At 69.5% G+C, this 24,786-nt stretch carries 21 protein-coding genes and 2 pseudogenes; 13 read left to right on the top strand and 10 right to left on the bottom strand.

Going from position 1 to position 24,786, the window contains the following annotated elements; genetic code table 11:
• Positions 1-716: 716 nt before the first annotated feature.
• The 7 genes from G6048_RS33060 (at position 717) to G6048_RS33030 (ending at position 8,651) form a co-directional block, all read left to right on the top strand.
• Positions 717-1,247 (top strand): hypothetical protein, encoded by a 531-nt coding sequence (locus tag G6048_RS33060; RefSeq protein WP_165343279.1) that lies wholly within the window; start codon positions 717-719, stop codon positions 1,245-1,247.
• 796 nt (positions 1,248-2,043) lie between these two features.
• The gene (locus tag G6048_RS33055; RefSeq protein WP_165343278.1) at positions 2,044-3,141 is read left to right on the top strand and encodes a sugar ABC transporter substrate-binding protein; all 1,098 of its coding nucleotides are present in this window, start codon (positions 2,044-2,046) and stop codon (positions 3,139-3,141) included.
• Positions 3,142-3,267: 126 nt separating this feature from the next.
• Complete coding sequence (locus tag G6048_RS33050) at positions 3,268-4,044, top strand: ATP-binding cassette domain-containing protein (protein WP_165343281.1); 777 nt, start codon at positions 3,268-3,270, stop codon at positions 4,042-4,044.
• A complete protein-coding gene (locus G6048_RS33045; RefSeq protein WP_165343277.1) occupies positions 4,041-5,321 on the top strand; it encodes a sugar ABC transporter permease in 1,281 nt (426 codons plus the stop codon). The genes G6048_RS33050 and G6048_RS33045 overlap by 4 nt, the downstream gene beginning before the upstream one ends.
• 13 nt (positions 5,322-5,334) lie before the next feature.
• Positions 5,335-6,540: an ROK family protein gene (locus tag G6048_RS33040; protein WP_165343276.1), complete on the top strand. Its 1,206-nt coding sequence runs from the start codon at positions 5,335-5,337 to the stop codon at positions 6,538-6,540.
• Positions 6,541-6,741: 201 nt separating this feature from the next.
• A complete protein-coding gene (locus G6048_RS33035) occupies positions 6,742-7,398 on the top strand; it encodes an RNA polymerase sigma factor (protein ID WP_165343275.1) in 657 nt (218 codons plus the stop codon).
• The gene (locus G6048_RS33030; protein ID WP_165343274.1) at positions 7,395-8,651 is read left to right on the top strand and encodes a CU044_5270 family protein; all 1,257 of its coding nucleotides are present in this window, start codon (positions 7,395-7,397) and stop codon (positions 8,649-8,651) included. The genes G6048_RS33035 and G6048_RS33030 overlap by 4 nt, the downstream gene beginning before the upstream one ends.
• Positions 8,652-8,793: 142 nt before the next feature.
• Here the strand turns inward: G6048_RS33030 and G6048_RS33025 are convergent, their stop codons facing one another.
• Positions 8,794-9,885, bottom strand: coding sequence for an MFS transporter (locus G6048_RS33025; protein WP_235990613.1), 1,092 nt, complete (start codon positions 9,883-9,885; stop codon positions 8,794-8,796).
• A 241-nt stretch (positions 9,886-10,126) separates the two neighbouring features.
• Between G6048_RS33025 and G6048_RS33020 the strand changes: the two genes are divergently transcribed.
• The 4 genes and pseudogenes from G6048_RS33020 to G6048_RS33005 form a co-directional block, all read left to right on the top strand.
• Positions 10,127-11,371, top strand: a complete 1,245-nt coding sequence (locus tag G6048_RS33020; RefSeq protein ID WP_165343272.1) for a cation:proton antiporter — start codon at positions 10,127-10,129, stop codon at positions 11,369-11,371.
• The gene (locus G6048_RS33015; RefSeq protein ID WP_165343271.1) at positions 11,358-11,816 is read left to right on the top strand and encodes a CBS domain-containing protein; all 459 of its coding nucleotides are present in this window, start codon (positions 11,358-11,360) and stop codon (positions 11,814-11,816) included. The genes G6048_RS33020 and G6048_RS33015 overlap by 14 nt, the downstream gene beginning before the upstream one ends.
• A complete protein-coding gene (locus G6048_RS33010) occupies positions 11,813-13,111 on the top strand; it encodes an ArsB/NhaD family transporter (protein ID WP_165343270.1) in 1,299 nt (432 codons plus the stop codon). Before G6048_RS33015 ends, G6048_RS33010 begins: the two co-directional genes overlap by 4 nt.
• A gap of 37 nt (positions 13,112-13,148) precedes the next feature.
• Positions 13,149-13,559 (top strand): annotated as a pseudogene (locus G6048_RS33005) (chorismate-binding protein); the annotation flags it as partial.
• Positions 13,560-13,747: 188 nt separating this feature from the next.
• Here G6048_RS33005 and G6048_RS33000 read toward each other — a convergent pair.
• The 4 genes and pseudogenes from G6048_RS33000 to G6048_RS32985 all read right to left on the bottom strand — a co-directional run bounded on the left by G6048_RS33000 (position 13,748) and on the right by G6048_RS32985 (position 16,497).
• Positions 13,748-15,259 carry an MFS transporter gene (locus G6048_RS33000; RefSeq protein ID WP_328827671.1) on the bottom strand — a complete coding sequence of 504 codons (1,512 nt, stop codon included), beginning with the start codon at positions 15,257-15,259 and terminating at the stop codon, positions 13,748-13,750.
• A 13-nt stretch (positions 15,260-15,272) separates the two neighbouring features.
• Positions 15,273-15,653 (bottom strand): annotated as a pseudogene (locus G6048_RS50170) (transposase); the annotation flags it as partial.
• A 38-nt stretch (positions 15,654-15,691) separates the two neighbouring features.
• The gene (locus tag G6048_RS32990) at positions 15,692-16,015 is read right to left on the bottom strand and encodes a helix-turn-helix domain-containing protein (protein WP_165343268.1); all 324 of its coding nucleotides are present in this window, start codon (positions 16,013-16,015) and stop codon (positions 15,692-15,694) included.
• Between the two features lie 305 nt (positions 16,016-16,320).
• Complete coding sequence (locus G6048_RS32985; protein WP_165343267.1) at positions 16,321-16,497, bottom strand: hypothetical protein; 177 nt, start codon at positions 16,495-16,497, stop codon at positions 16,321-16,323.
• 46 nt (positions 16,498-16,543) lie between these two features.
• Between G6048_RS32985 and G6048_RS32980 the strand changes: the two genes are divergently transcribed.
• Complete coding sequence (locus G6048_RS32980) at positions 16,544-16,765, top strand: hypothetical protein (protein WP_165343260.1); 222 nt, start codon at positions 16,544-16,546, stop codon at positions 16,763-16,765.
• A gap of 144 nt (positions 16,766-16,909) precedes the next feature.
• A complete protein-coding gene (locus G6048_RS32975; protein ID WP_165343266.1) occupies positions 16,910-17,461 on the top strand; it encodes a hypothetical protein in 552 nt (183 codons plus the stop codon).
• A 259-nt stretch (positions 17,462-17,720) separates the two neighbouring features.
• On the opposite strand, the gene G6048_RS32970 is transcribed toward G6048_RS32975, so the two are convergent.
• From G6048_RS32970 to G6048_RS32950, 5 genes are all read right to left on the bottom strand, one after another.
• On the bottom strand, positions 17,721-19,598 hold the full coding sequence (locus G6048_RS32970; protein ID WP_165343265.1) for an RICIN domain-containing protein: 1,878 nt from the start codon (positions 19,596-19,598) through the stop codon (positions 17,721-17,723).
• 55 nt (positions 19,599-19,653) lie between these two features.
• Positions 19,654-21,429 (bottom strand): amylo-alpha-1,6-glucosidase, encoded by a 1,776-nt coding sequence (locus G6048_RS32965; RefSeq protein WP_165343264.1) that lies wholly within the window; start codon positions 21,427-21,429, stop codon positions 19,654-19,656.
• 71 nt (positions 21,430-21,500) lie between these two features.
• On the bottom strand, positions 21,501-22,262 hold the full coding sequence (locus G6048_RS32960; protein WP_235990615.1) for a carbohydrate ABC transporter permease: 762 nt from the start codon (positions 22,260-22,262) through the stop codon (positions 21,501-21,503).
• A 113-nt stretch (positions 22,263-22,375) separates the two neighbouring features.
• The gene (locus G6048_RS32955) at positions 22,376-23,359 is read right to left on the bottom strand and encodes a carbohydrate ABC transporter permease (RefSeq protein ID WP_165343262.1); all 984 of its coding nucleotides are present in this window, start codon (positions 23,357-23,359) and stop codon (positions 22,376-22,378) included.
• A 20-nt stretch (positions 23,360-23,379) separates the two neighbouring features.
• Positions 23,380-24,624, bottom strand: coding sequence for a sugar ABC transporter substrate-binding protein (locus tag G6048_RS32950; protein WP_206342418.1), 1,245 nt, complete (start codon positions 24,622-24,624; stop codon positions 23,380-23,382).
• Positions 24,625-24,786: the final 162 nt, after the last annotated feature.

Below are 24,786 nucleotides of genomic sequence, written 5' to 3'. Positions count from 1 at the left end.
CCTCGCGCAGCACCCCCGTGGTGCGTCAGACACGAGCGCGCCCACCCGGAAAGCACCCGCCCCACGGCCCCACCACCGTTCGGGGGCCCAGCATCCACGACCAGCTCACACTGTTCGCAATGCCCGATGTGGCCAACACCGGCCAATCAACCTAGGAACGGTGGCATCGCTTCCTCGGCGCGCTCTCGCCTGCCCGCCGCGCGGCGTTCTCGCAGGCTCACGGCCCACGATGCCAGTGCGATGCACGTGGGCAGATACAACAGCGCCAAGTCGGAGGTTCCCGAAGTCCCGATGAGAAACGACGAGGACACGGCGGCCGTGAGCAGTATTGCGGGCAGCCACTGACGCCAGGGTGGTAGGTGGCTCATCCGAAGGACCGACCAGGCCATCCAGGCGAAGATGCACAGGATGGGAAGAGTGAACACAGTAAAGATCATCTGAGGCTCCACACGCTTCGGGGCGAGGCGTCACGATCGAGGCCGCCGAGCTTATGGCCGAACCGCGGGGACCCGTCCCCAGGCCGGCCTCTCCGCCTACCGCCACGACAACCAGCACTACGCCCAGGCCCTCGGCCTGCCGAATCCGCTTACGAGACCGTGACGCGTGCGAGGGCGAACTGGATTCCGTGACGATTGAGGTGGCACCATCAGCGTCGCCGCACACCCGCGAGCCCGTGTCCTCGGACCCGTCTGTCCTCAAGCCGGTGCAGGAAGCCGATGCAAAGGCCGCGGCGGGACGAAGAGGCGGAGCCGACGATCCACAGCAGCAACTCCTCGAAGGACGTGCCCATGCGGCTGGCCCTGAAGACCTCGGACCCTGTACGAGCCCGGTCCCTGCGCAGGATGCTCATCGCACTCCTGGTTGCCGCTGTCGCCACCGCCCTGACGACCGGCGGCATCGCGGTGGCCAACGCGGTGAACCAGCCGGAGCTCCGGATGCGCGGCATCCCCGGCAACGGCGGCGTACTGAACGCCGCCGCGCTCTCCAAGGCCAAGCTCACGGTGGACACCGTAGAAACGGACAGCAGCAGCGACGACCAGGAGCTGCACAGCGAGGCGCTGCGCAATGTCGAGGCCAGGCTGAACGGCGAGATCGTTCCCACCCTGTGGGTCGGAAGCCACCGGGTGATCGATCTGGGGGCGTTGCGGGACGGGGAGTACGAGCTGACGGTGACCTCCGACATGGGCCTGCTCTGGAGCGAGATCAGCCTCAGTCGCCGCTTCACCGTGGACACCACACGGCCTTGACCTCACGGTCCCAGATGCGAAGTCCGCAGCCTTTCGCACAGTGGCGGTGGTCGCCACCGACGAGGCGGGCTTGGATGCGCGAACAGACAGGTGACCACGTATGCCGCTCGGCGAGCCTTTGACCGTCCGTCAGCACGGTGCGGCGCCCTGACGGGGGTTCAGGCTCCTGGGGTGACCCGTGCAACTCAGGGCCTGGCAAACGGGCTTGAGGACGGTCCGCCGGGATTCACGTCCGCGGTCGTCCCGCCCGTTCCCCGCAGCGTGGGCGCCTCGATCTCCTCATCGCTGACTACGGGTTGAGTACAGGCTGAGTACGGGACCGGTCAGGTCCGGGAGATCCATGCCGTCACCGGCCACCGGCCACCGGTCATCAGGCCCTCAGGTAACTCCGGCCACCGACGGAACGCGACGCGCCCGGTCAACGGACGCACCATCGCGCACAGGCACGGACCCGGTCACGACCGTGGAAGCGCCGTGGCGCGGGCATTCCGCGCCACGCCGCCCCATGGGCCACCCCACGGCCGGCCATCGCAACGGCCCCACGCCCTCTCCGGGGTTCATGGCGCACAAGAGGCAGCAAGGCCGCCATGTTGCGACAGCGTCACCTAATTGTTATGGCGGATGACAAATAGCACCTCCCGCACTCTGGCGCACAGGTTCCGGAGCGCCGTAAGTTCCCGCTCACAACATTCAGCCGGGCGGATCACCAGAGACCCGGCAATTCCCCCGAGAGCGCGCTTCTCACCACCCTCGTACGTCCGGTCGTCCGGCCGTAACACCAGAAAGGACCCTGCCCATGCGCAAGGGACTCCTCCTCACCACCGCCTCGGTGGCGCTGGTCAGCTCGCTCACCGCCTGTGGCGGCTCCTCGTCGAGCGACACTGACTCCGGCTCCGGCTCCGACGCCAAGCCGAAGATCGGCGTGATCCTCCCGGACAGCAAGTCCTCGGCCCGCTGGGAGACCGCGGACCGCAAGTACCTCTCCGAGGCGTTCAAGACGGCGGGCGTCGAGTACGACATCCAGAACGCGCAGGGCGACAAGCAGGAGTTCCAGACCATCGCGGACCAGATGATCACCAGCGGCGTGAACGTCCTGGTCATCGTGAACCTGGACAGCGGCACGGGCAAGGCCGTTCTGGACAAGGCCAAGGCGCAGGGCGTCGCCACGATCGACTACGACCGGCTCACCCTCGGCGGCTCCGCCCAGTACTACGTGAGCTTCGACAACACCGCGGTCGGCAAGCTGCAGGGCGAGGGCCTCAGCAAGTGCCTGACCGACATGAAGGCCAAGAAGCCCATCGTCGCCACGCTCAACGGCTCCCCGACGGACAACAACGCCACCCTCTTCGCCGAGGGCTACAACGGCGTCCTCGACCCGAAGTACAAGTCGGGCGAGTACGTGAAGGGCCCGGACCAGTCCGTCCCGGACTGGGACAACGCCCAGGCCGGCACCATCTTCGAGCAGATGCTCACCAGCGAGCGCCAGATCGGTGGCGTGCTCGCCGCCAACGACGGTCTCGGCAACGCGGCCATCGCCGTCCTGCGCAAGCAGAACCGCAACGGCGAGGTCCCGGTCACCGGCCAGGACGCCACCGTGCAGGGCCTGCAGAACATCCTCGCGGGCGACCAGTGCATGACCGTCTACAAGGCGGTCAAGAAGGAGGCCGACGCCACGGCCAAGCTCGCCATCTCCCTCGCCAAGGGCGAGAAGGGCGAGACGAACGCGACCGTCGAGGACCCCGAGGGCAAGCGCAAGGTCCCGTCCGTGCTGGAGACGCCGGTGGCCATCTACAAGGACAACGTCAAGGACGTCGTGGACGACGGCTTCGTCACCAAGGCAGAGCTGTGCACGGGCAAGTACGCCGCCCTGTGCACCGAGGCCGGCATCAAGTAGCCCTGACCGGCCGGCCGGACCGTCACACCTGGTCCGGCCGGCCCGACCGCGGGCCCCGGGGCTCCCACCCCCCGGGGCCCGCGACCTCACGACCGTAAGGAGCCGTCTTCCATGACAGCGTCTTCCATGACAGCGACCCCGATCCTTCGACTGCGCGGGATCGACAAGAGCTTCGGCGCCGTGCAGGTACTGCACGACGTGTCCTTCGACGTCCACCTGGGGGAGGTGACAGCCCTCGTCGGAGACAACGGCGCCGGCAAGTCCACCCTGGTCAAGTGCATCGGCGGGATCCACCCGTTCGACGGCGGCGACTACTGGTTCGAAGGTGAGCAGGTCCAGGTGCACAGCCCGCGTGAGGCGGCGGCCCTGGGCGTCGAGATCGTGTATCAGGACCTGGCGCTCTGCGACAACCTCGACATCGTGCAGAACATGTTCCTCGGCCGCGAGAAGCGCCGGGGACTCGTCCTGGACGACGCGACGATGGAGGAAATGGCCGCCCAGACCCTCGAAGGGCTGTCGGTCCGCACCGTCAAGTCCATCCGCCAGCAGGTCTCCAGTCTCTCCGGCGGCCAGCGGCAGACCGTGGCCATCGCCAAGGCCGTGCTGTGGAACAGCAAGGTCGTCATCCTCGACGAGCCGACCGCCGCGCTCGGTGTCGCCCAGACGGCACAGGTCCTCGAACTGGTCCGGCGGCTGGCCGACAACGGCCTCGCCGTGGTCCTGATCTCGCACAACATGAACGACGTCTTCGCGGTGTCCGACCGGATCGCCGCCCTCTACCTGGGCCGGATGGCCGCCCAGGTCAAGACGTCGGACGTGACGCACTCCCAGGTCGTCGAACTCATCACCTCAGGCCGCAGCGGAGACCTCGGCCTCGCTCACAGCAACGGAGCCACCGCATGACCGCCGCAGTCGCCCCCGAGAAGCCGGAGCTGCCGGGCAGTCCCGGTACGTCGAAGAAGAACGGAGCGGCCGGGGCCGCGAGTCTGCGCTCGGTCGCCCGGAACTACGTCGACCGGGTACGGGGCGGCGAGTTGGGCGCCCTCCCCGCCGTACTCGGTCTGATCGTCCTGTGCGTGTTCTTCGCCGCCCTGCGCCCGGTCTTCCTGTCCGAGCTGAACTTCGCCAACCTGCTCACCCAGGGCGCGGGCAGCATCGCCATCGCCATGGGCCTGGTCTTCGTCCTTCTCCTCGGTGAGATCGACCTGTCCGCGGGGTACGCCAGCGGGGTCTGCGCCGCCGTCCTGGCCATCCTGCTCACCGACAACGGGTGGCCGTGGTACGGCGCGGCCGGCGCGGCGATCCTCACCGGCACGGTCATCGGCCTGCTGCTCGGCGTGCTGGTGGCGAAGGTCGGCATCCCCTCCTTCGTGGTCACCCTGGCCGCCTTCCTCGGGTTCCAGGGCATCGTGCTGATGCTGCTGAAGGAAGGCACCAACATCTCCATCCGGGACCAGACGATCCTGGCCGTCGCCAACAACAACCTCTCCCCCGCGCTGGGTTGGGTACTGCTCGCCGTGAGCGTCGGGGCGTACGCGGCGGTCCAGCTCCGGAAGAACCGCAACCGCCGCCAGCGCGGGCTCGCCACCGCTCCGCTCACCCTGCTCGCGTTCAGGATCGGCGGCATGGCGGTGCTCGGTGCGATCGCCGTCCACCTGCTCAACCAGGAGCGCAGCCGCAACGTCATCGTCGACTCGCTCAAGGGCGTGCCGATCGTGGTGCCGGTCATCGCCGTCCTGCTCGTCGCCGGTACGTTCCTGCTCCAGCGCACCTCGTTCGGCCTGCACATCTACGCGGTGGGCGGTAACGCCGAGGCGGCCCGCCGGGCCGGCATCAACGTGTCGGCCATCCGGATCTCCGCGTTCGTCATCTGCTCGTCCCTGGCCGCGGTCGGCGGCATCATCGCCGCGTCCCGGGGCAACTCGGTGGACCCCAACACCGGTGGCAGCAACGTGCTGTTGCTGGCGGTCGGCGCCGCCGTGATCGGCGGGACGAGCCTGTTCGGCGGGCGGGGCAGGGTAGTTGACGCCGTGCTCGGCGGCATGGTGGTCGCGGTGATCCAGAACGGTATGGGTCTGATGGGGTACAGCTCAGGGGTCAAGTACGCTGTCACGGGTTCGGTTCTGCTGGTGGCCGCAGGCGTGGATGCCCTGTCCCGTCGCCGGGCCGTACAACGATGAGGTCTGTGGCTCCATGAAAGCCGGTCCCTCGCAGGAGGAGATTCGCCGGCACAACCTCGGCACCCTGCTCCGTCATGTGCACATCGGCGGATCCATGTCGCGGGCCGTCCTGGCCGAGCGCATGGGACTCAACCGCAGCACCATCCTGGGTCTGGTGAGCGAGCTGGGCTCGGCCGGCCTGGTCCGGGAGGAACTGCCCCGTGAGACCGGCAGGGCCGGCCGGCCGTCCCTGGTCGTACGGCCCGAATCCGACCGCGTGTACGTCCTCGCCTTCGACGTGGGCGTGGACCGGCTGGCCGCCGCGCGCATCGGCCTGGGCGGGGTCTTCCTCGACCGCAGGGAGATCCCCGTGCTCCCCGGCCGTCGCGACGCCGGCAAGGTGGCCGAGGTACTCGCCGGCTCCGCGCTCGAGATGGTGGGTACGGCGCCGCACGGAACCTATTGCGTCGGCGTGGCCGCCGCCGTCCGCGGGATGGTGCGCCGGCCCGACGGCCTCGTCCGCGCCGCCCCCCATCTGGGCTGGGAGGACGAGGAGTTCGGCGAGGACCTCATGCACCGGCTGGGCCTCGGCCTTCCCGTGTCGGTAGGTAACGAGGCCAGTCTCGGTGCGCTCGCGGAGCACCTGCGCGGTGCCGGGACCGGCTCCGAGGACCTCGTGTACCTGCATGGCGACATCGGCATCGGCGGCGGTGTCATCACCGCCGGCCAACTGCTGGGCGGCGACAGCGGATACGGCGGCGAGATCGGGCACATGGTCGTCAACCCGCGGGACGGCAGGCCCTGTGGCTGCGGGGCGCGCGGCTGCCTCGAAGCCGAGGCGGGCGAGCGCGCCCTGCTGGAGACCGCGCGGCGCGACCCGTCGGCCACCGGCCGGGAAGCCGTACGCGCCGTCGTCGAAGCGGCCGACCGGGGCGACATCACCGCCCGCGCCGCCCTGCACGACGTCGGCGACTGGCTCGGCATCGGCGTCGCCAACCTGGTCAATGTGCTCAACCCGCGCACGGTCGTCTTCGGCGGGACGCTCCGTGAGGTGTTCCTCGGCTCGGCCGCCCAGATCCGCAGCCGTATCAACCGCCTCGCCCTCACGGCCTCCCGCGAGAACCTGCGGCTGCGCGTGGGGGAACTCGGCGACGACGCGGTACTCATCGGAGCCGCCGAACTCGCCTTCTCCGAGATCCTGGTCGGCCCTCTGGAGACGCTGGCCCGCGCCGGCGCATAGCCGGTGCCGGACCGGGTCCTAGCCGGGCGGTGGCTCGGGCACCGTGCGCGCCGTCGGCACGGTCGTCTCCCGGACAGGACCGCCCACCACGGATGTGGCCTGCGTGACGTGGATCACCTCTCATGAATTTCGGCTTCCCCTGTAAGAAGTCGGCCGCTGCGCGCATTGCTTGGTGAGACAGCCGATATGAGGGGACGGCGCATGACACATGCCCAACGTTTCCGGGACATCTACGAGGAGTGCTATCCGCGCGTCCTCGCCTACACCACGAGCCTGGTGGGACGTCAGGTAGGAGAGGACATCACCAGCGAGACATTCGCCGTGGCCTGGCGGCGGGTGCGGGACATTTCGCAACCCCCGCTGCCCTGGCTGCTGGGAGTGGCCCGCAACCTGGTGCGCGAGCTGCGTCGCCGGGACAGCCGCCAGTACGCCCTCGCCGCCGCGGAGGCGCAGCGCATCAGCAGCGGTGCACGGACCGACGTCGGCGACGTCGCGGCGGACGTGACCGATCGGGAAGCCGCGCTGCAGGCCCTGGCGAGCCTGTCCGACGCCGACCGGGAGCTGCTGACGCTCATCGCCTGGCACGGGCTGAGCACCAAGCAGGCCGCACGGGTCCTGGGCTGCACCACCGCGACGCTGACCGTCCGGCTGCACCGGGCCCGCCGCCGTCTGGAGAAAGCCCTGGAGCCGGCGTACCTGGCAGATACCGCACATGCGCTGGAGGCGGCACCCGTACCGGAACCGGTGCCTGTACAGAAGCCCGTATCCGCGCACAAGCCGGGCTCCGCGCAGCAGACGGACTCCGCACCACTCGCACAGACCCCGCACCGCACTGATCGCAACGGAGCACTCACATGAAGAACACGCAGGAACGGTCCGGGCGGCCCGACGTCATGAAGGTGCTCGCAAGCGCCCGGCCCGACGAACTGGACCCGTCCAGGCTGGCGGACACCCCGCGGCAGCGCGACGACCTGGCGCGCATCCTGGCCGGAGCGACGGACAGTCGCGCGGCACGCTCCCGGGTGCCGGGGCGGCGCTGGACCGGGATCCGGCCGCTCGGGACCGTAGCGGCGCTGACCGCCGTCGCGGCGTCCGCGGTGGTCTTGAGCACTCTCGACGGGGATCCTTTCGGCGTGAGCCCGGGCGCACCCCCGCAGACCTCCTCCACTGCTGCGGGGCCGGGTTCGTCGACGTCGGGCGGCCAGGGTGACGTCCGCGTCGACGGACGCCTCGAACTGCTCAGCGTGGCGAAGAAGGCCGGGACGCCGGCCGCCGAAGGAACGTACTGGCAGACCACCACGCGCTCGGAGGACGTGAACGTCGTCAGCGCGGCGGGAGGCAAGGGGCAGCTCTTCGCCGTGCGCGACACGTCGACCGCCCAGTGGTCGGTGGGCGTGCGCCGGGGAACCCGGAGCCTGATGGTCTCCGGTGTGGACGCCGTGACCGCCCCCCGGACCAAGGAGGACGAGGCACGCTGGCGGGCCGCCGGCTCACCCGGCACCGTGGAGGCCGAGGTCACGGGGAACGAGGAAGGCGGCACGCTCGGGTACACGATGGGAACCCGGCCGCCGATGGTCATGCGGACGGACGCCGACGACAAGATCTACGCCCTCGGCCCGCGGAACGTCTCGTACCAGGACCTGCGTGAACTGCCCTCCGACAGCGGCGAGTTGCGCCGACAGCTGGAGAAGCTGCACGGAGAGGACAGCGGAGCCGACGCCGGCGTGGGCCGCACGGCCTACGTGCTGCGCCAGGCGGCCGACCTCATCACGATGCCGGTGAAGCCCGCTGTCCGGGCGGCCGCGTACCGGGTGATGGCGGAAATGCCCGGCGTCCGGGGGCTGGGGAGTGTCAGCGATCCGCTGGGGCGGGAGGGCGTCGGTTTCACCATGCCCGGCACGCCGCAGACACCGCTGGGGAGCGTGGAGCAGCGGCTGGTCGTGGACCCGTCCACCGGCGCGATGCTCAGCGAGCAGCTCGTACTGGTCGAACCGTCCGCCCAGGCACAGAAGGCGGGCCTCGACGCGGGCACGACGGTGAACTACACGGCCACGACCCGGATGAGCTGGGGCGAGAGCCAGATCACGGTGCCGGAGAACGCTCAGCGCTGAGCGCGCGGGTGATCCGGCGGAACAGCCTCCAGCAACAGCACAAGGTCCAGTAGGAGCGCAGGAGAAACGGCCGCGGCGTCGCCCCACCCGCGCAGCCCCCAAGCCCAGGCGGCACCGGCCGGGAGGTGACGGGCCGGACGGGCTACGCCTCGACGGCGGCTTCGGACTCGGCTCGGTCGGGATTCACGGGCTGGGTGTGGCCCGGCAGGAGCAGGCACAAGGGAAGGGCGAGGGCGGTGAAGGCCACCGCCCACCAGAAGGCCTGGTCGAAGCCCTGGGCCAGGGCGTCGGGGGTGTGGGCGTCGCAAGTGCCGTGCTGGAGGACGACGGCGAGGACCGCGATGCCCACGGACCCGCCGAGTTGCTGGGTGACGCGGCTGATGATGCCGGCGTCGGGGATCTCGTCGTGCTGGAGGCCGACGTAGGCGGCGCCCATGGGGGCGATCATGGCGGCTCCCAGGGCGATGCCGCGGACGAAGAGCGCGGCTGTCAGCAGGATCTCGCTGGTGTCGGCGGTGACGAAGGCGAACGGCACGGTGGTCGCGGCGAGGAATGCGAACGCGGCCAGTGCGACCCCGCGGGGGCCGAAGCGGTCGGTGTACTTGCCTGCCAGGCCGCGTGCGAGGAGCGCGCCGGCGCCCTGTGGGATGAGCAGCAGGCCGGCGCCTAGGGCGTCCTGGCCGCGGACCTGCTGGAAGTACGAGGGGAGCAGCATCATCGACCCGTACAGGGAGATGCCGCCCAGGAAGAGGAGGGTGGTGGAGGAGGAGACCGCGCGGTAGCGGAAGAGTCGCAGGTCGATCAGGACGGCGGCGGTGGTGGTGCGGGTCAGGGCCCAGGCCGTGAAGCCCCCGATGAGGACGAGTCCACCGATCAGCGGGAGGAGCACCTTGGCGTCGGCGTAGCCGACAGCGCCCTCGACCTGGGAGAGGCCGTAGCGCCAGGAGCCGTGCCGCATCAGGTGCACGAGCACCCGGTCGTCGCATGCGCGGGCGGCCGCGGGACGCCCGAGGAAGCGCTCGCTGTAGACGTCCGCGATCACCGCGTCGTGCAGGTTGGCGGCCTGGACGTCGATCCGGAAATCGCCGGTCTCGCCGACGTCGAAGGCGGGCAGGGGTAACGCCGCGCCCGTTTGTGTCTCCCACTCCTGCCGGAAGACGTCGAAGCCGTTTCTGGCCGTCCTCGGCTGCGTGACGTCTGCCGTGAGCGTCCTCCCCGGCCGGCTCCCCGTCATGACTCGCTCACCGTCGCCCTCTTCGGGTAAGGCACGGAAATCCCATTGATGTGTCGCCCAGTTGCAAGCGCACCCACAGCGGAAGTTGGCCATGCCGGATTCCGGCAGTCTTCGGGCCGCTCGCGTGCGCACAGAAGGCCTGTCAGTGCCGCGTAAAGGACGTGTAGGGTTCCCATCGGTGTGCCGGGAAGCCTGGTCGGCGGTCTAGAGACAACTCTCTTCGCTGATCGGGGTCGGGCTCATGGTGCTTGTCGTGGTCTTCGGGGTGGCGCTGCTCATCGCGGTGCTGTTGTCGGGCCTGGCGGCCCGGACGGTGCTGTCCACCTCTTTCCTGTTTCTCGTCGGCGGCGCTCTGGTCAGCGACGGTTTCCTCGGCCTGATCCACATCACTCCGGACAGCGACATCGTGTCGGTGACAGCCGACCTGGCGCTGTTCGCGGTGCTGTTCACCGACGGCATGCACGTCTCCTTCCCGACCCTGCGCGCCAACTGGAAGAACCCGGCGCGCGCCCTCGGACTCGGCATGCCGCTCGCCTTCATCGGTATGGCGCTGATCACGCACTTCCTGGTGGGCCTGGACTGGACGACCTCCTTCCTGGTGGGCGCCGTCCTGGCACCGACCGACCCGGTGTTCGCCTCCGCGATCGTGGGCCGTAAGGAAGTCCCGGCGAAACTGCGGCAGTTGCTGAACGTGGAGAGCGGCATCAACGACGGGCTCGCCCTGCCGATCGTCCTCATCTTCATCGCCGCGGCCGGACCCACAGCCGGGCACGCCGAGGCGTCCCTGGGGAAGATCGCGCTGGAGCTGGTCCTCGGCCTGGTCTTCGGCGTCGTACTGCCGCTGGCCGTGATCGGCCTCGTACGCTTCCGGCTGCTGGGCGCCGAGCCCAAGCTGCAACCGCTGCTGCCGCTGGCCATCGGCGTGACCCTGTACGCCATGTGCCACCTCACCCACGCCAACCCCTACCTCGCCGCGTTCTCCGCGGGAGCCGTCCTCACCGCCCGCTCCCCGGAGGCGAAGGAGGCCTTCGAGCCGCTCGGCGAGGCGCTGGCCGAGCTGGCGAAGTTCGCGGCGCTGCTGGTGTTCGGTGCGCTGCTCACCCCGCAGCTCTTCGGGGACCTGTCGGTCGGCGGGTACGTCGCCGTCGTCCTGGCCATCGTGCTGATCCGGCCCGCGTCGCTGCTGCTCTCGCTGCTGGGCACCCGGTTCGACCGGCGGGAGAAGCTGGTCGCCGCCTGGTTCGGCCCGAAGGGCTTCGCCTCGGTGGTGTACGGGCTGCTGGTGCTGCAGGCCGGGATACCGCGGGGCGAGGAGGCGTTCACGCTCATCGCCGTCTGCATCGCCTTCTCGATCGTCGCGCACAGCAGCACCGACGTGCCGATCGCCCGCCTCTTCCACGTGGACGAGCTGGCCGGCGTGCCCGGCGCTCGCGAGGACGAGGACACCGCCAGCACCAAGAAGGAGACCGGTCATGTCGGCGCGTGAACTTGCCGAGCCCTACCCGTTCGTGTCCACGGACGACGACGCCACCGACGCGGCCCTGCTGCTGGCCGAACACCACCTGCCCGCCCTGCTGGTCGTCGACAGCGACGACCAGCCGTACGCCATCGTGCCCGGCTCCCAGCTCGTCGGGCAGCTCGTGCCCGAGTACGCGCTGGAGGACCCGGTGCTCGGCTCCGTGATCACCGACCAGGAACTCGACGAGGTGCCGGAGAAGCTGACCGGGCTCACGGTGGCCGAGTGGCTGCCGCGGCGCCGTTTCCAGCCGCCGGTCGTCGGGCCCGACGCCGGTGTCCTGCAGATCGCCGCGCTCATGGCCCGTGCGCACAGCCCGCTGGTCGCCGTCGTCGAACGCGACGGCGACCGTACCCGGTTGGTGGGCGCCGTCACGGCCGCCCGTCTCATGCAACGACTCATCGGAGGATCGTGAACGGCTGGCAGAGCTGGGCGGCGATCGTCGTCTTCGTGGCGACGTACGGCCTGATCATCAGCGAAAAGATCCATCGCGTGGGGGCAGCCCTGGGCGGCGCCGCGCTGATGCTGGCGATCGGGGCGACCGACGACAAGTCGGCCTTCTTCTCCGAGCACAGCGGGGTCGACTGGAACGTCATCTTCCTGCTCCTGGGCATGATGATGATCGTCGGCGTGCTGAAGAAGACCGGCATGTTCGAATACCTGGCGATCTGGTCCGTGAAACGGGCGAAGGCCAGACCCTTCCGGGTCATGGCGATGCTGATCGTCATCACCGCCGGAGCCTCGGCGCTGCTCGACAACGTCACCACGGTCCTGCTCATCGCGCCGGTCACGCTGCTGGTGTGCGAGCGGCTGTCCCTGCCGGCCGCGCCCTTCCTGATCGCCGAGGTACTGGCCTCGAACATCGGCGGTATGGCGACGCTGGTCGGCGACCCGCCGAACATCATCATCGCCAGCCGGGCCGGGCTCACCTTCAACGACTTCCTGGTCCATCTCGCCCCGCTGTCCGCGGTCCTGATCGTGGTGCTCGTCGCGCTGTGCCGCTTCATGTTCCGCAAGTCCTTCGTGTACGACGAGGCGCGCGCCGAGGAGGTCATGGCGCTGGAGGAGCGCGAGGCCATCCGTGACCCTCGTCTGCTCGTCCAGGGGCTCGTGGTCCTTGTCCTGGTCGTCATCGGCTTCGTCCTGCACCCGGTCCTGCACTACGAGCCCAGCGTGGTCGCGCTGCTCGGCGCGGGTCTCCTCATCGCCGTCTCCACCGTGGAGACGGGCGAGGTCCTCGGCGAGGTCGAATGGCCCACCCTGGCCTTCTTCGCCGGCCTGTTCATCATGATCGGCGGCCTGATCGAGACCGGCGTCATCGGCGAGGTCTCCAAGACCCTCGCCGACGCGATCGGTGACAACGAACTCGGCGGCTCGATGCTGCTGCTGAGCGCGTCAGCCGTGCTGTCCGGCATCGTCGACAACATCCCGTACGTCGCCACCATGGCGCCGATCACCAGCGACCTCGTGGAGTCGATGGGCGGGTCGGGCGACCACGTCATGTGGTGGGCCCTGGCCATCGGCGCCGACCTCGGCGGCAACGCCACCGCCATCGGCGCCTCCGCGAACGTGGTCGTCCTCGGCATCGCCGAACGCAACCGACAGCCCATCTCCTTCTGGCAGTTCACCAAGTACGGCCTCGTCGTCACCGCCATCACCGTCGCCCTCTCCGCCGGCTACGTGTGGCTGCGCTACTTCGCCCTCGCCTGACGCGATCGCGGCCGCCCCCTGGCCGAGGGCGAGGCGCGTGCCGGTCACGGCCGCCACCTATCTTGCCGGGCGTCGCGCGAACGCTCCCGCGCGGTCTTTCCTGCTGCGGCTCGGCGGTTGGGAGGCCGCCGGGTTCAGTCTCGAGATCGTGGCCGAGGTGACGGCCGACCGCCGGGTGCGCACCCAGCCGCTCGCCGGAACCCGGGCCCGGCACGGTCTCGCCGATGCCGACCTGGTGCTGCGGGAGGAACTCCTGCGCGACGCCAAGGAGGTGTACGAGCACGCCGTCTCGGTACGGCTGGCGGCCGACGAGCTGGCCGGGGTGTGCGCGCCGGACACCGTGTGCGTACGGGATTTCATGACCGTCAAGGAAAGGGGCAGTGTCCAGCACCTCGGCTCGGAGCTGACCGGCCGGCTCGCCGACGGACGGCACTCGTGGGAGGCGTTCGGCGCGCTATACAGGTTGCAGGTCAACGGCAGGGAAGCTCGGGGCCCTCGAGAAACAGCGAGCGCGGCCGACTCAGCGGCAACCGACGACCAGCTCAGCGCTGGTCGTCGGCGCCGGCCACCGAAGCGCGCCGGGCCGCGCGGGCGCACCCTCGGATACGACGCGGCCCGTCTTCCTGCCGTGACCCGTCAGGCAGTCGCCTCAGCCGCCTGCTCCTCCGGGACGGCCACCGCCAGCCGGTCCTTGCCGCGGATCAGGACCAGCGCGACCACTGCCCCGACCATCGCCACCACACCGGCGATCAGGCAGATCTGCGCCAGCCCATCCGTCAACGCGCCCCGCGCCGCCTCGAGTACGCCCTCCCGCGCCGCGGGCGGAAGTCCCTGCGCGAGCTGCTCGAACTGCCCCGAGGCCACGGCCTCCCGCACCCCGTCCTGGGCCGCGGACGGCACGCCGAGCTCGGTGAGTTCGGCGGACGAGAGGCCGTCGCCGATCCGAGCGCTGAACAGGGCGCCGAGGACGGCGACACCGGAGGCCGTGCCCAGCGGGAAGAACGTGTTCGTCATGCCGGAGGCCATGCCCGCGCGTTCGGGCGCGACCACGTCCACCGCAAGACCCATCAGCGGCGGGAAGACGATCGCGCCGCCCACCCCCATCAGGACCAGCCCTGGCAGTGCCGTCGTCCACGCGTCCCCGGGGCCCACCCCCACCAGCGTGAACAGACCGACGCCCACCAGGGCGGTACCGACAGCCATCACCACCTGAACCGGCATCAGCTTCTGGATGACCGCGCTGAGCGGCGCCACCAGCATGATCGGCACGGTCATCGCGAGCAGGCGCAGACCGGTGTCCAGCGGCGAGTGGCCGAGCGCGCCCGACAGCCACAGGATCAGATACGGCAGCACGCCGAGGGAGATCACCCGGCAGACGAAGCTGAGCAGGATGGCCCCGCTGAACGAGGGGATGGCCATCAGCCGGATGTCGAACATCGCCCGGTCCTTCAGCCGCCACTCCCACCAGACGAAGCCGCCGATCAGCACTGCCCCGCCCACCAGCGAGGCGACCGTGCCCGCCTCGGTCCAGCCGTCCTCGGGACCGGCCACGAGACCGTAGTTGATCCCGAGCAGACCGGCCACGGCGAGCACCGTACCCACGATGTCGAAACGGCGGCCCGCCGACCCCGCCGCCTGGACATCGGCGTTCTCCCGGACCCGCAGCAGCATCCCCACGATGACGAGCGTGCAGACCGGCAGGTTGAGGTAGAAGATCCACCGCCAGTCGAGGCCGTCCACCACGAGCCCGCCGATCAGCGGCCCCATGGCCGCCGCCGCGCCGCCCGCGGCGGAGAACGCGCCGATCGCCGACTGCCGCGCCCTGCCGGTGAACGCGCCCGCGATCAGCGCGAGGGCGGTGGACAGCACCAGCGCGCCGCCGACGCCCTGGATCGCGCGTCCCGCGATGAGCCAGCCGACGCTCGGCGCGGCGCCACAGACGAGCGAGGCCAGCGTGAACACCGCCACGCCGACCAGGAACACCGGCCGGCGGCCGACGCGGTCGGATATGGAGCCGGCGGGCAGCAGGAGCGCGGCGAACATCAGCGTGTAGCCGTTCACCACCCACTGCAGATCCCCGAGGTGCGCGTCGAGGTCGGCCGCCACCTGCGGGAGGGCGACGTTGACGACGGTGATGTCGAGGGTGATCAGTACAGCGGTGAGCCTCGGAGTGCTGCGGGAGACGCTCGTAGTCTCGGGCGTTGCGGCGGGCGTTCATGATCTATCCCAGGGTGCGCTCAACACGCCAGCGACGCCGGAGGACGACGAACCGTTTGGCGCCCTTGGGGCGGGAGACGGTCTTGAGGGTGATGTGGAGGAAGTCCTCGGCCCAGTCGACGAGCTTGCCGGCGTAGGCGGAGTCGGCCCAAGCCTGGGTGATCTACGGGTGGGCGAGACGCAGTCGCCAGAGCAGTTCGCGGGCGGCGTCCCGGTCTTGCATGTCGGCGGGCGTCACCATGATCATCACGGGGAAGCCCTTCGTGTCCACCGCGATGTGCCTCTTCCGCCCATTGATCATTTTTCCGTTATCTCGGTGCCGGGATAACGCGCACGGGCGCCCGGACCGGGCGGGGCTCGGTTTCAGGCGGCGTGCGGGGTGAAGGTGACGTGGGAGTCACCCTCGTCGATGGCCAGGTTCAGGGTGCCGTCCAGGACTTTGGCCAGGCGTCGCAGCAGCGGGAGAGTAGGCACGGTGTCGCCGCCCTCCATCCGGGACACCTGAGGCTGCGTCATCCCGGCCCGCTCGGCCAGTTCGGCCTGGGACAGACCGAGCTCGATCCGACGGTCGTAAACCGCCTGCCCGAGATCGCCAGCCAGCCGCGCGTCGACGTACTCCTGGTCGTACTCCACCGCCTCACCCGCAAGCTGCCGGGCCCGGCGCGTCCTCCACGTGCTGTGATTCATCAACTCTCCTTGCGCCGATCGTAGGTGTGCTCGGCCCGGCCATGCTCGGCCTCGCAGACCTTCTGAGCCTGATGCGCACGCTCGACTTCCGCCGCTCCGTCATGCAATCAACGGCATATACCTGCAATTACATAGCGCAAGTCTCCGCGGGCCTCCGCGGCCTGCGTCCCCCTGGCCACACCGCGCGCCCGCGACCTGCGTAAGAGACCGCCCCTTGCAGTCGACCCGGAACCGATTCCGCACACATGAAGCCGGAACGCCGCGACGATGAGGCGAGAAGCGATGAGAACACCGGGAGCGGCTGATCAGTCCGCGCAGGGCGGCCCCTGAACCTCGCTCGACTCGTCCTGGCGGCAGGCGCCGCAGGCAAGCACGGCCTCCGGATGGTTTCCCGGCTGCCGCAGCAGGACGAGGGTCTTGTCGTGGGGCGGGGCGTCGGCGCCGTCGTGCGAGTCCTGCGACTGGGCCCCGTGGAAGAGCACGTTGCCGACTCGACGGGGTGTTGACCTCGTCGTACAGAATGGCCGCATGGCGAAACGGGGAGAACGGGACGGGCTCAGCGGCTCGTCCGACGACAATGCGATCGCGCTCTGGATGTCCCTGGGCGCCTGCCTGGGCATCTCGCTCGGGGTGCTCATGGACAACGTGGGTGCCGGGATCGCGATCGGTGTGGGATTCGGGGTGGCGATCGGAGTCGCCCGAGGGCGGACTCAGCAGCAGCGCGACGAGGCTCCGGACGACGACCTCTGAGGCGAGGTGACTGCGGCTGAGCGGCGCCGCCGCTCGCAAGCCAACTCCCGCCGGGATTCGCCAGACTGCCGCCCCGCCGCCCGATCACCGACTACCGTACGAACATGCCGCGCTACCCAATGCGGTCGTATGAGGAGGAGTCCCATGTCATCGCCCTGTGACCCCAAGTACGCTCCCGTCGGCGACATTGGCGCAGCGCTCATGATGATCGACTCGCGGCTCAAGGCCATCTACGACAGCAAGACCGAGAGCGAGAGCGACACCGAACAGCAGCAGATGGTCGAGCAGTTCGCCGCGTCCTTGGGCCCTACGGGAATCGATGAGCTGCTCGAGGGCACGGGCACGCTCATCTACTCGTTCATGGAGTGGCTGCGGAAAGCCTGCGAGGACCACGACAAGGACGTCATCGAGTACGTGGTGCCCGCCCTCGTGGCCACGATGCGCATGATGCCCAAGACCTTCCGTCCCGAGGTCATCCCCACCATGGCCGGCCTGCTCATCGCCGCGGGCACCGGCCTCAGCCCCAACTTGTGGCGCGAACAGTACGGCCCCTGGACCGACGCCGAGATGACTCCCCTGGAAGCCACGGCCGTCCTCCTCGCGGAGCACATCAACAGGGTCACCGACGACCAGGACTTCGCCACCCGCCTGATCACCGAGGCCCTGACCAGGACGGACCAGACGGACCAAGGGTGACGCGCGCGGGGTGTCCGCTATATCGGTAGCCGCCGCCGCTCACCAGGACGCCATGGACCGTCTGCGCGAGCTGCCCGCCTTCTGGCAAGAATCCGACCCAGACACCGGGCCCGCCCGCGGCATCTGACGCACGCAAGGCCCCGGCTCCGGAGTCCACCCCCGAAGGGACTTCCGGAGCCGACCACTTAGGTGGCGCGACTGACACGAGCGGGGTCCCCCGGCAACAGCCGGGAGACCCCGTCGGATGTGCGGGCCAGCCTCAGCTCTTGCCGAGCAGGCGCCAGATCTGGTTCTTCTTGTTGTTCAGTGCGCTCGCGGGGTCGCAGGTCCACTGGTGGATCTTCGCGCCGGCCGTGGTCGAGATCTCGCTGACGTCGACGCACTTGCCGCTGTGGACGGCGGCCAGCTGGTAGTCCTTGCTGTTGCCCAGCGCGGTGACGGGGTTGAGGGTGAACATCTGGTTGGTGGCCCCGTTGCAGGTGTACTGGATGACGGCGGCACCGTCGGCCGTGGAGCGTCCCGAGACGTCCAGGCACTTGCCGCTGTGCTGGTTGACCACCGTGTAGGTGTTCGCCCGGCCGGCGACCGGCTTGAAGTCGAACATCTGCTGGTAGCCGCCCTCACAGTGGTACTGCTGGTGCTGCGTGCCGTTGGCCGTGGACCGGTTGGTGTCGTCCAGGCACTGGTTGCTGTGCTGGGCGACCGCGACCGTGGAGATCGCGGTGTTGGACGGCGGGAGCAGGGTGACGGTGTAGCCGTCCGCCGCGTTGGTCCACGGCACGCTGACGGAAGCGGAGTTGCCGCTGACGGTCAGGGTCTGGTCGGAGACGGTGACCGGGCCGGACACTGCGGCACCGCCGTTGTTCGGGATGCGCTGCACGACCGCGCGGACCTTGCTGTCCTCGACGACGGAGGTGGCGTCGAGGCGGTTGAGGTTGACCGTGATGTTGCCGGTGTTGCCGTTGCTGCCGAGCAGGATCTTCGCGTTCTTGGCGGTGTTGTCCTTCGTCGCCAGGCCGTCGGTGCCGGTCCCCGGGGTGACCCTGACGATGTTGCCGGTCTGGGAGCCGTAGTAGCGGTACAGGAACCACTCACCCAGCGGCAGGTACTGGCTGCCGGTCTTGGTCAGCAGGTTGGCCTGGAAGTCGTGCAGGTTTCCGGCCGAGGCCCAGTTGGCGCGCAGGCCGTCGGCGCCGGCCCGCTCCAGACGGGAGATGTACCAGCCGCCGCGGCCGGGGTTCTGCTCGTTGGTGTTGGCGTACTCGTTGACCTGGAACGGACGGCTCGTGGTCATCGACCGTGCCGCCAGCTTGGACCGGACGGCGCCCGCGTCGGTGACCGGGTCACCGGGCAGGTCGTGCCAGCTGTAGATGTCGGGTTCGACGTTGTTGGCCTTCACGTAGTCCAGGTACGTGTTCCACCAGGCGCTACCCCCGGACGCGGGCTTCCCGGCAGTGCTGGGGCCGACGACGACGGCACCCGGGAAGTTGGCTCTGATCTTCTGGTAGGCGCGCTTCCACATCTCCAGGTACCGGGCCTGCGACGGCGCCCAGAAGGGAGCCCAGTCGGGCTCGTTCCAGATGTCCCACTGGACGGTCATGTTGTTGGCCTTGACGTCCCCGATGAGCTGGTCGAGGAAGGCGTCGAACTTCGTCCAGTCGCCGTTGTCGCCCGGCCAGCCCTGCGTGGTGGTGCCGTCGGATCCCCACAGGTCGTGCGGCAGGATGACGAAGGTCCCGCCCAGCGCCTTGGTGCGCTTGTACTGGGCGAGCGTGGGGGCCCAGCGGGTCTGGTAGGCGGCCAGGCTGGTGCCGTAGCCGCCGTTGTTGAGCTGGGCGCCGCCGGCCCGCATGAACTTCCACTTGATGTCCTTGTAGAAGTGGTCCTGCGGCAGCGAACCGTCCACGGTCATGCCGTAGATCGTGCCCGATGCTCCGTAGCCGGGGGCGCCTCCGGCGTCGGAGAAGTCGACGGTGACGGTGGTGTCGGCGGCCTGCGCCGTGGTGCCGGGGAGGGCGACGGTGGCGAGCGACGCCAGTAGTGCGGCGAGCGCGGTGGAGGTACGGCGGCGACGGCCTTGCGCGCCGCCACGTACGGGCTCACGTCTGCGTCGTGGAGAGATGCGGGATGAGTGCATTGCGGGTGTCTCCCAGGGGTGGGTGCTGCCTGGGCGTGGGCCGCCCAAGGGTTCTTCAGCCGCCGGTCGTTGCGGCGGGTGCGGCGTGCCGGAGCTCGTGGGCTTCGGCGAGGAGGAGGTAGCTGCTGGCGGTCCAGGTGTAGGCACGGTCGCGCAGGCCCGCCCCGGTCAGGGCGTCGAAGTTCTCCGCGAAGCCGTTGGTCTCGCACAGGGTGCGGAAGCGGGCGCTGATCTCGTCCGCCAGACGGACGTGGCCGGCGCGGCGCAGGCCGTCCTCGACGAGGACGGTGGCGGGGGCCCAGATCGGGCCGCGCCAGTAGCCGTCGGCCAAGTAGTGCGGTGAGGTGGGCAGTTCGGTGGCCAGGCCGAACGCGGTCAGGTGTGCCTCGATACGTTCGGCCAGCACCTTGCTGACCTCCTCCGGCAGGTACTCGCCCAGCGCGATCGGCATCAGGTCGAGCAGGCTGGAGGTGCTCCAGGTGTCCCCGCTGTGGACCGCGCGGGCGACGAACCGGTCACCGGTCCAGAGCTGGTCGAGCATCGCGGCCTGGGTCGCGTCAGCCGTACGCGTCCACTGCCGGGCCTCGTCGGAGCGCCCCAACTCGGCGGCCAGGGCGGCGAGTTCACGTAGCTGGAGGATGAGGAAGGCGGCCAGGTCGGCGGTGACGATCACCCGCTGGGGGTCGAAGGTCGTGGCGTTGTCCCAGCCGCTGTCGTTGCCGTGCTGGTAGTGCGGCAGGGCGGCGCCGGGTGCTCGCCGGGCGGTGAGCCAGAAGTCGGTCCAGCGGCTCAGCCTGCGGTACGTCTCGGCCAGTTCCGCCTGGTCGAGGGGTTCGGGGAGGCGCCGTCGCAGCTGACCCAGGGTCCAGCCGTGGATGGGCGGTTTGACGAAGTTGTAGAGGACCTCGGAGTGGGTGACCGAGTCGGGCAGCGCCCCGCTGTCGTCCTGGTGGTCGAAGGGCAGCGAGAACTGGTGCCAGGCCAGGTCGGGTGAACCGGCCGCCAGGGCAAGGGCGTTGAAGCAGTGGTCCCAGCTCCAGACCTTGTCCATCCAGTGCTTGGACATCAGCACCGCGGGCCGGGTGACCAGACCCGCCGGGCGTACGGTCGCGGACCACACCACGTAGGCGGCGAGTTCGGCGGCCGGCGTGCCGGACGAGCGCCAGGGTGCCTCCACGTCGGCGAACTCGGCGAACGAGCGCCGCGCTGCCGCCACGACCTGGTCGAACGTCGCCGAGGAGGTGAAGGGCCGCCGCGCCGAGTCGAGCTCCTCCACGGCGATCTCCCAGGCCCCGCCGGTCCCGTCAGCCCTGTTGGCGTCCGCGGTGACGGTGACACCGCGCTCGCCGCTGCCGAGGGCCTCCGTGCCGGACGAGTCGGCCACGGCGCCGGACAGCACGGTGATCCGGTAGCGGCGACCGGTCTCGTACGAGGTGAGCATGTACGCGCCGTCCACCGGGTCGCGGTAGAAGTAGCTGCCGCTGAACGGCGTCAGGGTCTTCGCCGCCGCGGCGACGCGCAGGCCAAGTCCTTCGCCGCGCAGGCGAACGGTGTCCGGTGTCTCGTAGGCGAGCTCGATCTGCCCGTCCGCACCGGTCCAGCTGAGCAGACCCGGTGTCGCCTCCACGCGGGTCTCGGCCCGGTCGCCCGTCGCCGTGTCCAGGGGGACGAAACACAGGACCGCGTGCATGCCGTTCTGGTGCGAGACCACGTGGAGGTCCTCGGCGTACGTCTTCTCCGCCACCACGGGCGAGATGTCGAACCAGGATCCGTACGTGCTGAACGGGATGTCACGGATGGAGAAGGCGGGTCCGGATCGGGCCGCGGTCATGAGGGGTTACTCGATTCTTCAGCGGTGGAGGTGGAGAGGAGTGCGGTGGCCGGGTCGGCATCAGGAGGACGTCAGTCCTTGACGGCTCCGGCGGTCACGCCCGCGGCGACGTAGCGCTGGGCGAGGACGAGGATCACCGCGGCCGGCAGAGAGGCCACGACGGCGGTGGCCATGATGGCGTTCCACTCCTGGTTGTTGTTGCCGATGTACTGGTAGATGCCGAGGGTGATCGGCTCGTTGGCGCCGCCGTTGACCAAGGTGCTGGCGAAGATGAAGTCGGACCAGGACCACAGGAACGCGAACAGCGACACCGTGACGATCGAGTTGCGGCTCATGGGCAGTACGACCGACCAGAAGGTGCGCAGGGGCCCGGCTCCGTCCATCTGCGCGGCCTGGAGCAGTTCGCTGGGGATGCCGGACATGAACGCGGTGAAGATGAGTACGGCGAAGGGGACGGCCAGGGTGGAGTCCGCGACGATCAGGCCGGGGACCGACTGGAGCAGGCCGAGCTGGAGGTAGATGGCGTAGAAGCCCATCGCCATGATGATGCCGGGGATCATCTGGGCGACCAGGAAGAGGAAGCTGAGCACGCCGCCGCCGCGCGGGCGCAGCTTGGCCAGGGCGTAGCCGGCGGGCGCGGCCAGCGCCACGGTCAGTACGACCGTGCCCAGGCCGATGACCAGACTCGTGGCGAGATAGGGAAGTTGCTGGTCGAGGACGGCACGGTAGCCGTCCAGCGTGCCGTTCATGGGAAACCAGTCGGGGGGCGACTTGCGCATGTCCTGGTCGCGGGTGAAGGACACGTTCAGCATCCAGTAGACCGGGAAGAGCATGACGGCCGTGAGCGCGAGGCCCGTCGCCGTCTGCCACCAGGTGGTCCGGCCCAGGCTCCGGCCCCGGCGCGGACGGGGGCGCGGTCGTGGTGTGGTCACGGTGGTCGCGGTGGTCATGAGGCGTACTGCTTTCGCTGGACCCTCAGGTACACCAGGCCGAAGACCAGGGCGGCGACGACGAGCAGGTTGCCGACGGCCGCACCGGGACCGAAGGCGGGGACCAGGTTGCCGAAGCCGAGCTGGTAGGACCAGGTGGCGAAGGTGGTGGACGAGTCGGCCGGGCCGCCCTTGGTCATGATCCAGATGATGTCGAAGACCTTGAGCGTGTAGACCAGGCCGAGCAGCAGGGTGATGGCGGACACCGGGCGCAGCAGAGGGAAGGTGATGCGCCAGAAGCGTTGCCAGGCGTTCGCGCCGTCGAGGGCCGCCGCCTCGTACAGGCTGGCCGGGATGGACTGCAGACCGCTGTACAGCACCACCAGGTTGAAGGGGACGCCGATCCAGACATTCGCGATGATCACCGAGGTCAGCGACCAGGACGGCGAGGTCAGCCAGTTCACCGCGTCGATCCCGACCGCGTGCAGGGCGGCGTTGACGACACCGGAGTCGCTGTTGAGCATCCACGACCAGGTGGAGGCCGACACGATGAGCGGCAGCAGCCACGGTACGAGGAACAGGGCGCGCAGCGTCGCGGAGAGCCGGAAGTGCTGGGTGAAGAAGACCGCGAGGGCCAGGCCGATGGCGTACTGGAAGACCAGCGACACCACCGTGAACACCACGGTGTGCAGCAGTGCGGGGGCGAACGTCGGGTCGTCGAAGACCGTCTGATAGTTCTCCAGGCCCGTGAAGGGTGCGTCGCCCTGGACGAAGGAGCGAACCGTGTAGTTCCTGAGGCTCAGGTCGACGTTGCGGTAGAGCGGATAGGCGTAGAAGAGGACGAGGTAGAGGGTCACCGGGGCGAGGAATCCCCAGGCGGCCCACTGCTGGGAGGTGGGACGGCGCCGTGGCGCCGTACGTGCCGGAGGCGGGGTGGCGGGGGCCGCCCCCTTCCGGTCACGCACGGTCCGACGGTCCGGCAGCTGTGTCGTGCGGTTCATCAACGGGCCCCGGGTTCCGGTTACTTGACGGCGTCCTGCGCCGCGGTGAGCGCGTCCTTCGGCGACTGCGACCCGCTCAGGGCCGACTGGACCGCCTTCCACATCTGCTCGGAGATCTTGGGGTACTTGGTGCCGAGGTCGTCACTGGTACGTCCCTTGGCGGCCTTGACGGCGTCCACCCAGGGCTCCAGCTTCGGGTCGGCCGTGACCTGCTTGTCCTGCACCTCGCCGGTGGGCGCGACGTACGACAGGGTGGTGTCGGTGTCGAGCAGGTTCTGCGAGCTGGTCAGGCAGGACACCAGCTTCTGCGAGGTGGCGTAGCGGCCGGTCTCGCCCTGCACCGGGATGGTGACGAACTCCCCGCCGGTCGGGGCCGCGGCGTTGCCTCCCTTGGCGGCCGGGACAGGGATGACCCCGTACTCGAAGCCGGCCTTCTCGGCGCCCGCGAGCTGCCAGGTGCCGTTCTCGGCGAAGGCGTAGTCGCCGCTCGCGAACTCCTGCCAGCTGGTGGTCTGGGTGTTGTTGATCACCGAGTTGGGGGCGTAGCCCTTCTTCAGCCAGTCGCTCCACAGCTTCAGTGCCGAGACGCCCTCGGACGAGTCGAGTTCGGTCAGCTTCGCGCCGGAGCCCCAGAACCACGGCAGGAACTGGAAGCTGCCCTCCTCCGTGCCGATCGCGGAGAAGGTGATGCCCTTCTTGCCCGCCTTGTCGACCTTCGTCAGCGCCGCCGTCAGCGAGGCCCAGTCCTTCACTGAGGCGATGTCCACGCCCGCGGCCTTGAGGACCTCCTTGTTGTAGTACAGGGCCAGGGTGTTGGCGCCGATCGGCGTGCCGTACGTCTTCCCGCCCGTCTGACCGGCCGCGAGGAGGTTCGGCTCCACGTCCGAGGTGTCCAGCTTGTTGTCGTCGGTCGTGGTCAGCACCCCGCCCTCGGCGAGGGTCGACACCACGGGGTTGTCGACGATGAGCACGTCGGCGGAGTTGTCCTGCTGCGCCGCCAGCAGCGCCTTGTTGGTCAGGTCGCTGGTGTCGTACGCCGTCCGCTTGATCTTCACTCCGGCTTCGGTACCGCAGCTGTCCAGCAGCTTCGCCCACGCCGAGCTCTTGTCGAACTGCGGGTACGGGTCCCAGATGGTGTACGTACCGCCGTCCGCCGACTTCGCGGACGTGTTGCCGCCGCCGGAGGAGCATGCGGCGGTGGAGGCGGTGAGAGCGACGACGGTCATGGCCGCGGCGGCGAGGCGGCGTCCGGTGGATCTGTTCATGGGGCTGTTCATGGGGCTGTTCCTCTGGTTTTTGGCATGGGCGTGCCAGGGAGGGTGGTGATGGGTGAGTGAGAGGGCTTCAGCCGGCCGATCGGCCGGTAAGGCAGTTCGATAGGGCGGTTCGGTAAGGCAGTTCAGGGCGTGCGAGGGGAAGGGCGGGTG

Origin of the sequence: Streptomyces ureilyticus (assembly GCF_011045025.1) — a bacterium.
Taxonomy (GTDB): domain Bacteria; phylum Actinomycetota; class Actinomycetes; order Streptomycetales; family Streptomycetaceae; genus Streptomyces; species Streptomyces ureilyticus.
This window is presented reverse-complemented; position numbering and strand designations above follow the sequence as displayed.

Coding starts and splice junctions, on each gene's coding strand:
- G6048_RS33020 (WP_165343272.1), top strand. CDS start 10,127: ATGGTGCTTGTCGTGGTCTTCGGGGTGGCGCTGCTCATCGCGGTGCTG.
- G6048_RS32955 (WP_165343262.1), bottom strand. CDS start 23,359: ATGAACCGCACGACACAGCTGCCGGACCGTCGGACCGTGCGTGACCGG.
- G6048_RS32980 (WP_165343260.1), top strand. CDS start 16,544: ATGGCGAAACGGGGAGAACGGGACGGGCTCAGCGGCTCGTCCGACGAC.
- G6048_RS33025 (WP_235990613.1), bottom strand. CDS start 9,885: ATGACGGGGAGCCGGCCGGGGAGGACGCTCACGGCAGACGTCACGCAG.
- G6048_RS32960 (WP_235990615.1), bottom strand. CDS start 22,262: ATGCTCTTCCCGGTCTACTGGATGCTGAACGTGTCCTTCACCCGCGAC.
- G6048_RS33060 (WP_165343279.1), top strand. CDS start 717: ATGCAAAGGCCGCGGCGGGACGAAGAGGCGGAGCCGACGATCCACAGC.
- G6048_RS32970 (WP_165343265.1), bottom strand. CDS start 19,598: ATGCACTCATCCCGCATCTCTCCACGACGCAGACGTGAGCCCGTACGT.
- G6048_RS33045 (WP_165343277.1), top strand. CDS start 4,041: ATGACCGCCGCAGTCGCCCCCGAGAAGCCGGAGCTGCCGGGCAGTCCC.
- G6048_RS33015 (WP_165343271.1), top strand. CDS start 11,358: ATGTCGGCGCGTGAACTTGCCGAGCCCTACCCGTTCGTGTCCACGGAC.
- G6048_RS33030 (WP_165343274.1), top strand. CDS start 7,395: ATGAAGAACACGCAGGAACGGTCCGGGCGGCCCGACGTCATGAAGGTG.
- G6048_RS33035 (WP_165343275.1), top strand. CDS start 6,742: ATGACACATGCCCAACGTTTCCGGGACATCTACGAGGAGTGCTATCCG.
- G6048_RS32965 (WP_165343264.1), bottom strand. CDS start 21,429: ATGACCGCGGCCCGATCCGGACCCGCCTTCTCCATCCGTGACATCCCG.
- G6048_RS32975 (WP_165343266.1), top strand. CDS start 16,910: ATGTCATCGCCCTGTGACCCCAAGTACGCTCCCGTCGGCGACATTGGC.
- G6048_RS33040 (WP_165343276.1), top strand. CDS start 5,335: ATGAAAGCCGGTCCCTCGCAGGAGGAGATTCGCCGGCACAACCTCGGC.
- G6048_RS33050 (WP_165343281.1), top strand. CDS start 3,268: ATGACAGCGACCCCGATCCTTCGACTGCGCGGGATCGACAAGAGCTTC.
- G6048_RS33055 (WP_165343278.1), top strand. CDS start 2,044: ATGCGCAAGGGACTCCTCCTCACCACCGCCTCGGTGGCGCTGGTCAGC.
- G6048_RS32950 (WP_206342418.1), bottom strand. CDS start 24,624: ATGAACAGATCCACCGGACGCCGCCTCGCCGCCGCGGCCATGACCGTC.
- G6048_RS32990 (WP_165343268.1), bottom strand. CDS start 16,015: ATGAATCACAGCACGTGGAGGACGCGCCGGGCCCGGCAGCTTGCGGGT.